The organism is Paracidovorax anthurii, from assembly GCF_003269065.1.
GTDB classification, from domain to species: Bacteria; Pseudomonadota; Gammaproteobacteria; order Burkholderiales; family Burkholderiaceae_C; genus Paracidovorax; species Paracidovorax anthurii.
On the sequence record NZ_QLTA01000098.1, the window covers coordinates 1 to 7730 of the forward strand.

At 68.4% G+C, this 7730-nt stretch carries 8 protein-coding genes; 4 read left to right on the plus strand and 4 right to left on the minus strand.

The genetic code is table 11. The annotated features are described in order from the left end of the window. Window positions 1-593 (minus strand): type VI secretion system Vgr family protein (locus tag AX018_RS23920; RefSeq protein ID WP_146749438.1); only part of this gene is annotated, 593 nt, incomplete at its 3' end. Window positions 594-816: 223 nt separating this feature from the next. Between AX018_RS23920 and AX018_RS23925 the strand changes: the two genes are divergently transcribed. Next, window positions 817-2874, plus strand: coding sequence for a bifunctional 2',3'-cyclic-nucleotide 2'-phosphodiesterase/3'-nucleotidase (locus tag AX018_RS23925; protein ID WP_111882731.1), 2058 nt, complete (start codon window positions 817-819; stop codon window positions 2872-2874). Between the two features lie 70 nt (window positions 2875-2944). Here AX018_RS23925 and AX018_RS23930 read toward each other — a convergent pair whose 3' ends face one another. Then, window positions 2945-3589, minus strand: coding sequence for a PepSY domain-containing protein (locus tag AX018_RS23930; RefSeq protein WP_111882734.1), 645 nt, complete (start codon window positions 3587-3589; stop codon window positions 2945-2947). A 121-nt stretch (window positions 3590-3710) separates the two neighbouring features. On the opposite strand from AX018_RS23930, the gene AX018_RS23935 reads away from it, so the two are divergent. From AX018_RS23935 to AX018_RS23945, 3 genes are read left to right on the plus strand one after another with little or no spacing between them, the layout of a single operon-like run. After that, the gene (locus tag AX018_RS23935; RefSeq protein WP_111882736.1) at window positions 3711-4445 is read left to right on the plus strand and encodes a PepSY domain-containing protein; all 735 of its coding nucleotides are present in this window, start codon (window positions 3711-3713) and stop codon (window positions 4443-4445) included. Continuing rightward, complete coding sequence (locus tag AX018_RS23940) at window positions 4445-5119, plus strand: response regulator transcription factor (RefSeq protein ID WP_111882739.1); 675 nt, start codon at window positions 4445-4447, stop codon at window positions 5117-5119. Before AX018_RS23935 ends, AX018_RS23940 begins: the two co-directional genes overlap by 1 nt. An 18-nt stretch (window positions 5120-5137) precedes the next feature. Next, a complete protein-coding gene (locus AX018_RS23945; RefSeq protein WP_245951824.1) occupies window positions 5138-6643 on the plus strand; it encodes a sensor histidine kinase in 1506 nt (501 codons plus the stop codon). 21 nt (window positions 6644-6664) lie between these two features. Here the strand turns inward: AX018_RS23945 and AX018_RS23950 are convergent, their stop codons facing one another. Both AX018_RS23950 and AX018_RS23955 read right to left on the minus strand, forming a co-directional pair. Further along, window positions 6665-7327, minus strand: a complete 663-nt coding sequence (locus AX018_RS23950) for a Smr/MutS family protein (protein ID WP_111882742.1) — start codon at window positions 7325-7327, stop codon at window positions 6665-6667. A gap of 110 nt (window positions 7328-7437) precedes the next feature. After that, window positions 7438-7730 (minus strand): transposase (locus tag AX018_RS23955; RefSeq protein WP_146749439.1); only part of this gene is annotated, 293 nt, incomplete at its 5' end.

Genomic DNA, 7730 nt, shown 5'->3' on the forward strand with positions numbered 1-7730 from the left:
GGGTAGAAGGGGATCACGTGCCCGCCGGGCAGCGGGCTGTGCGAGCCCACCACGTCGTCGGCGAAGACCACCGTGTGGCTGCCGCTCTCGTGCTCGACGTACCAGTAGATGCCTTCGGCTTCGCACAGCCGGGAGATGAACTGGTAGTCGCTCTCGTGGTACTGCACCGTGTAGGGCCGGGTGCGGTAGCCGCGCGAGAGCCGCCGGGTGAAGGGCTTGCCGTAGCGCGAGAGCACCTGCTCGACGATGGCCGGCACGTCCATCTCCTGGAATATCTTGAAGTCCGTGCGCCGGGTGGCCAGCCACAGCCAGGGCTGCAGCGTGAGGCGGTAGGAGAACTGCGCGGAGGTGTCCTGCCCGCGCATGCCGAAGGCCGTGACGATGCCGTCCAGGTACCTGCGCCCCTGGCCCTCCGTCTCGATCACCACGGTGCTGGTCTGCCCCAGCAGGGCCTTGGGGTCCACGCTGCTGTCCTTGGACAGCAGGTCGATCTCCAGGGCCGAGAGCACCGAGAGCTCTTCCACTCCCTCCAACTGCCGGAACTGGAGCGCCTCTCCCAAAGGCGTTTGAATTGTTACGCGACGATTCGTCATGCGAGCAACTGTTTCCAGTCGTTGTTGTTGGCGCGCATTATCGGGGCCGGAGCTTTTACGGCAAAACCCTTTCCGGCGATGGAATTGCATCCAAATGTATGAGGAAAGGGCACTGGTTAGGCACAGAAGCTGGCGGGAGAGGGGAGCCGTGCCCGGGGGGGATTCACGGCGATGTCATGGTGGGCCTCAACACTCGTGCCTTTTAGTTACCTGTGGGCCCTGCATGTCTTCGCATTTCCCGTCGATGAGTTTCCGCCTGCCTTCCGTGCCCCTGCGTGCCCTGGGCGCGGCTTCGGTGCTGCTGCTGTCCGCCTGCGGCGGCAGCGATGGCAGCAACGCCAACGCGGGTGCCACCGCCACGCTCGCCGTGCTGGAGACCACCGACCTGCACTTCAACGTGCGTAGCTACGACTACTTCAAGCTGGCCGACGACCCCTCCTACGGCTTCGAGCGCACCGCGACCCTGGTGCGGCAGGCACGCAAGGAGTTCGCCAACACGCTGCTCGTGGACAACGGCGACACCATCCAGGGCACGGCCCTGGCCGACTACGAGGCCGTGGTGAAGACCATCCCCTGCAGCCAGCAGCTCTCCATGTACAAGGCCATGGGCGCGTTGGTGTTCGACGCGGGAACGCTGGGCAACCACGAGTTCAACTACGGCCTGCCGTTCCTCAACCAGGTGCTGGGCGGCGGCATGGACGTGGAGGGCGTGGACGCCGCGCAGAAATGCGCCGGCGCGGGATTCCCCACGGTGCTGGCCAACGTGTACAGCAGCAAGACCCGCAAGCCGCTGGTGCAGCCCTACACGCTGATCGAGAAGACGCTGGTGGCCACCGGCACCGACGGCAAGGAAGTGAAGCTGCCCATCAAGGTGGGCGTGATCGGCTTCACCACGCCCGGCATCATGAACTGGGACAAGCGCTACCTCGATGGCAAGGTGTACACCGAAGGCGCCGTGGAGTCCGCCACCAAGTACGTGCCCGAGCTGCGCGCCAAGGGGGCCGACATCGTGGTGGCGCTGCTGCACGGCGGGCTCGACGCGAGCGCCTACACGCCGACGATGGAGAACCCGGGGCTGTATCTCTCGAAGGTGGCGGGCATCGATGCCATGGTGATGGGCCACCAGCACAGCGTGTTCCCCGACACGGCGGCCATCCCGGCCTACAGCCAGCCCGGCGTGGACAACAAGGCCGGCACCATCAACGGCGTGCCGGCCGTGATGGCGAGCTCGTGGGGCAAGGCGCTTGGCGTCATCAGCCTCAGGATGAAGTGGGACGGCAAGGCCTGGAGCGTGGACAAGTCCGCAAGCAAGAGCGAGTTGCGCAACATCCAGACCGGCAAGGATGCCGCGGGCAAGGCCGTGTACGTGAGCGCCGACTCCACCATCGCGCCGCTGGTCGAGTCGCAGCACCAGGCCACCATCGGCTACGTGAAGACGCCGATCGGCAGCACGGATTTCCGCATGAGCACGCTGTTCGCCGACGTGGGCGACCCGGGCGCGATCCAGATCGTGAACCAGGCGCAGCAGGCCTATGTGTCGGCCTACATCCAGGCCAACCTGCCGCAATATGCGCAGTTGCCGGTGCTCTCGGTGAGCGCGCCCTTCAAGTCCGGCTTCCAGGGCGGCGCCGACTACACCGACGTGGCCGCCGGCCCGCTCGCGATCTTCAACGCGGCCGACCTGTACCTCTACCCGAACACCGTGTATGCGGTGAAGGTGAACGGCGCCGACATCAAGAACTGGCTGGAGGCCGCCGCCAAGCGCTTCAACCAGATCGATCCGGCGAAGACCGCCGAGCAGTCGCTCATCAGCACCTTCCCGGGCTACAACTTCGACATGTTCACGAGCCCCGACGTGCAATACGAGATCGACGTCACCCAGGCCACCGGCAGCCGCATCAAGAACCTGACGTACAAGGGCCAGCCGATCAACACCGCGCAGGAGTTCGTGATCGCCACCAACAACTACCGCGCCACCAGCGGCAAGAGCTTCATCGACAAGCTCGACGGCTCCGGCACCATCTGGGCATCGCCCGATGCCAACCGCGACGTGGTGATCGACTACATCCGCAAGAACCCTGCCGTCACCCGCACCGCCAACGGCGCCGCCAGGAGCTGGCGCTTCACCAAGGCGACCACGGCCGGCCCGGTGGTGTTCAGCTCGGGTGCAAGCGCATTGGCCGTGGCGCAGGCCACCGGCCTGGCGAACGTCTCGCTGCTCGCGGCCGATGATGGCTCGGGCAAGGGCACGTCCAAGTACCAGATCGACCTGTCGAAATAAGCGGCCCGCGTCGGGCGGGCCTGTGCCGGGCCCGCCGACGTGGAGGCGGCGAGGCCGGGGCGCGTCGGCCTCAGTCGTCCAGCTTTTCGCTCAGCACCTTGCCCGTGGTGGGCTCCACGCGCAGCTCCACGGGCACGTTGGCGGCGTTGGTGGCCTCGGCCTCCCAGAAACCGTCGTCGTATTCGATGCCGCGGATGCGGGTGTAGCCCGCCGACTGGAGCGCCAGCCGCACCTGGTCGGCGCTGAGTACCGGCTGGTTGTTGAGCGTGCCGCCACTGCGCCCCACCTGGCTCAGCACCTCGAGCGTTACGGGGTGCAGCACGAGCTCCACCTTCTCGCCCTGGCTGGCCGATGGGCGGGCCTTCGCCTCCCAGAAGCCGTCGTCCAGTTCCACGTCGTACACGACAGCGTAGCCGCTGGCACGCAGCCGCTGCGCCACCTGTTCCACGCTGGGCAGGGCGCCGCCGATGTCGCTCTTGCGCACGGCGGTGAAACTGCCGTTGGCATCGTTCACCAGCACGGTCGCGCGCACCCCGTCGTTGGAGACGGCGTCGGCCGTCCAGTAGCCGTATTGTTTCTGCAGGTCGTGCGGCGCGACGTAGTGGTTCTGGGCCATCACGTTGACGGCTTCGGAGGCGCTCATGGCCCAGGCCATGGAGGGCAGGGCTACTGCGGCTGCGGCGGCGATGGCCAGGGTCATAACGGTCTTCTTCATGGTGCTTCCCTTCGTTGTTGCGGTGGTGGAAAAATCTGGCGGCAGTGTGTGCAACCGTTCCTAAACCCACCATGAAGCGCCCGTTCATGGGCCGTTTAATGGCGGCCGCAATAATCGCGCGATGAAAAAATGGACTCCGGGCGCTTTTTTGCGGACCGCGGCTTGCGTGGCGGTGGCGCTCGCGTGCGCGCAGGCCCCGGCGGCCGAGCAGGATGCGGCGCGGCGCGGCGTGCTCAATGGCCAGCTCAAGCCCCTCAACAGCATCATTTCGGACATCAGCCGCCAGTACGCCGGCCGCGTCATCGATGTGGAAAGCAAGCGCGGACGCAAGGGCGAACTCCGCTACGAGATCACGCTCATCGATGCCCGGGGCGACAAGCACGAATTGCTCGTGGATGCGGCCACCGGCTCCGTGGTGGCGCAGGAGCGCGACTGGCCCACGCAGCCCGTCCCGCTGGCGCAGATGGCGCGCTACATCAGGCAGCTGGAGCAGCGCCATGGCTCGCGCGTGGTGAACGCCGAGTTCGAGCGCGATGCGCAAGGCAATGCGGTCTACGAGGTCAAGCTCTCGGACAGGCCCGCCGGCGAGATGAAGCTGCTGATGGACGTGCGCACGGGCGAGGTATTGCACCCGCCCGAGCCGGCCGCCGTGCAGGCCCCCCCGAAGTCCATGGCGGTGATGCTGGAATCGCTGCGGCCGCGCTTTTCCGGTCTGGTGCTGGAGGTGGAACTGGAGACCGACCACCGGCGCCGCCCCTACTACAGCGTCGAGCTGCAGCAGCCCAACGGCTTCAAGCTGGAACTCGAAGTCGATGCCGTCACCCTGGAAGTCACCCGGCAGAAAGTGGACAACTGATGCGCATACTGGTGGTGGAAGACGACGAGGCGCTGGCGCAGCAATTGCGGGGCGCCCTGGAGGCGGCGGGTTTCGCGGTGGATGTGGAGCACGACGGCGAGGCCGCCTCCTTCGCCGGCAGCGCCGAGGCCTACAGCGCCGCCGTGCTGGACCTGGGCCTGCCGCTCAAGGACGGCCTGAGCGTGCTGCGCGACTGGCGCGAGGCGGGCCGTGGCTGGCCCGTGCTGGTGCTCACGGCCCGCAACCGATGGAGCGACAAGGTCGCGGGCTTCAACGCGGGGGCCGACGATTACCTGACCAAGCCGTTCCTGATGGACGAGGTGGTGCTGCGGCTGAGGGCCATGCTGCGCCGCACGGCCGGATCGGCCGCTGCGGTGCTGCGCGCCGGCCCGCTGGAGTATGACGTGGTGCAGGGCCGTTTCTCGCTGCAGGGGCAGGGCCTGCAGCTCACCGCGCAGGAACACAAGATCCTGGCCTATTTCATGCACCACCCGGGCAGGCTGCTCACGCGCACCGACATCAGCGAGCATGTGTACGCGCGCGATCTCGATCCCGACTCCAACACCCTGGACGTGCTGATCGGCCGCATCCGCCGCAAGCTCGGCGGTGTGCCGCAGCTGGTGACCGAGCGCGGCCAGGGGTTTCGTCTGGTGACCTCCGATGTGCCGGTCTGAGGCATTGCAAGGCCGGCGATGACGCCCCGCGGCAGCGGCCTCGACCAGATGCCGGAACCCTCTGCGCCCAGCTCCCCGGCGCCACCGGCCTGGGGGTTTTCTGCCTGGGCGCTGACGCTGGCCCAGTGGCCCATGGCCACGCGCATCACCTTGCTGGCGCTGGTTCCGATGCTGCTGCTGGTGGCTGCCGGGGGGCTGTGGCTGCGTGGGCAAATGCACCAGAGCCTGCTGGACAGCTTCGAGCAGGTGCTGCGCGACAAAGCCCAGCGGGTGGGCGCGCGGCTGCATCTGGGCGCCCAGGGGGAGCTGCGCGAGGCCACGGGCGGCGCGGACGAATTCAGCGCCATCTACGCCGGTTGGTACTGGCGTGCCAGCGCGGGCCGCGAGGTGCTGCGATCGCGTTCGCTGTGGGACATGGACCGCCTGCACGTCGAATCGCGACCCGCGCGCGGCTCGGCCGTGCTGCACCTGGCCACGGGGCCGCTGCAGGAGCCCCTGCTGGCGCTCACCCTGCCCATCACGCTGGGCCAGCCGCCCGTCCCGGTGGCATTGACGGTGTACGGTCCCGCAGCCCAGTGGCAGAGCAGCGTGCGGCAGATCGACCGCACCCTGGTGCTGGCCGGGATGGTGCTGATGGCCCTGGCCGGCGTACTGGCATGGCTGCAGGTGCGGGTGGGGCTCGCGCCGCTGCGCCGCCTGGAAGCGCTGCTGGCAACCCTGCGCGCACCCGATGGCGCCGGGCCCGATGTGGCGCAGCACCTGGCCGCTCCCACGGGGCGGGATCTGCAGCCCCTTCAGAACGAGCTGGCTGGCCTGCTGGCGCACAACGCGCATGTGGTGGCCCGGGCCCGCGCCCACGCGGTGGATCTGAACCACGCCCTCAAGAAGCCTCTGGCCTTGCTCAGCGCGCAGGCGAGTTCGCAGTCCCAGGTGCCCAGCAGCGACGTGCGCCACCAGGTCGAGGCGATGGCCCAGCTGGTGGACCGCTACCAGGCCCGCACCCTGAGCGATGCGCTGCACGCCCATCCCGGTGCCACGGGGCCGGCGGTGGACGTGCGCGAGTGCGTGGACCAGGTGCTGCGCATGATGCAGCGCCTGCATGCCGCGCAGGAGCTGGACTGGGCGCTGCAAGACCGCGCGTCAGGCCCCCTGCTGTGGCGCGGGGAGCGGGCCGACCTGGAGGAAGTCCTGGGCAACCTGCTGGACAACGCGGGAAAGTGGGCGGCATCGCGGGTGCGGCTGACGCTTTCGGTGCAAGGGGGCGCCGAGCACGCCAGCCTGCGGCTGGACATCGAAGACGATGGCCCCGGCATGACGCCGGAGCAGTTGCAGGCCGCCGGGCAGCGCGGCGTGCGGTTCGACGAATCGGTGCAGGGCAGCGGGCTGGGCCTGGCGATTGCGAGCCAGATCGCACAGGCCTATGGGGGCCGCTTGCGCCTGCACAAAAGCGATGACCTCCGGGGCTTGGGCGTGAGGCTGGAGATGCGTGGACTGATGCCGGGAGTGCGCCCCCGATCGGGATGACGGGGCGGCCACTGTGCCGTGCTAGCCCGGCGGAGCGGTACGTCGCCGGCCTGGCTGCAGCAGCACCACCAGCGCCCCCGCGCCGCCTTCGGCCGGGCGGGCCTGCACGAAGGCCAGCACTTCCTTTTTCTGCACCAGCCAGCGCTGCACGCGGCCCTTGAGCACGGGCGCGCGGCCCGGCGAGCCCAGGCCCTTGCCGTGCACCACGCGCACGCAGCGCAGGCCGGTGCGGTGGGCGAGCCGGATGAATTCGCCCAGCGCCTCGCGCGCCTCGTCGGTGCGCAAGCCGTGCAGGTCGAGCTGGCGCTGGATGCTCCAGTGCCCGGCGCGCAGGCGGCGCGTCACGTCGGTGCCGATGCCGGGACGCCGGAAGCTGAGCTGGTCGTCCACGTCCAGCAGCGTGCTCACGTCGAACTCGTCGCTGATGGACTCGCGCAGCACGCGCTCCTCGTCCAGCTCGCGCTGCACGGGCAGGGGCTCGGGCAGCTCGGGGGCATGCCAGCGCCGATCGCGCTGGCCGCGCAGCGGCTGCACGGGGCCGACCGCATCCTGGAAAAGCGTTCGCTCGGCGCGCGCGCGGCGCTCGGCCTCGGCGCGGGCCTTGCGGGCCTGTGCCTCCCGCGCAGCCGCGTCGGCCAGGGCCTTGCGCAGCGGCTGGAGATCGTGGAGCGACTTGGCTTTCATGCGGCGGTTGTACCGTAACCGCAAGGCCGATCGGGAAGAGGCCGCGAGAGTCCTTCCGCCGCCGGGGGCGGCTGCATCGCACGGACGTTGGGCAGACGCTAAGAACGTGTTTACGATCTTCTGAGTAGCAGAGCCAGAAACGCCAAGTGGACGAACTGTAAGCTGGTGTTGAGCCATCGCTCACAGTTCTTCCATAGCCGCCGATTCTTGTCCAGCCAAGCAAAGCTGCGCTCAACCACCCAGCGCTTGGGCATGACCTTGAAGGTGTGCAACTCGCTTCTCTTGGCGATCTGCACCGTCACATGCTCACCCAGGATGTCCTTGACGCCTTGCGCGAAGGGCTCGCCTGTGTAACCGCTGTCCGTCAGCACACTTTGCACCCGCCCCAGCGAGCGCTTGCAGC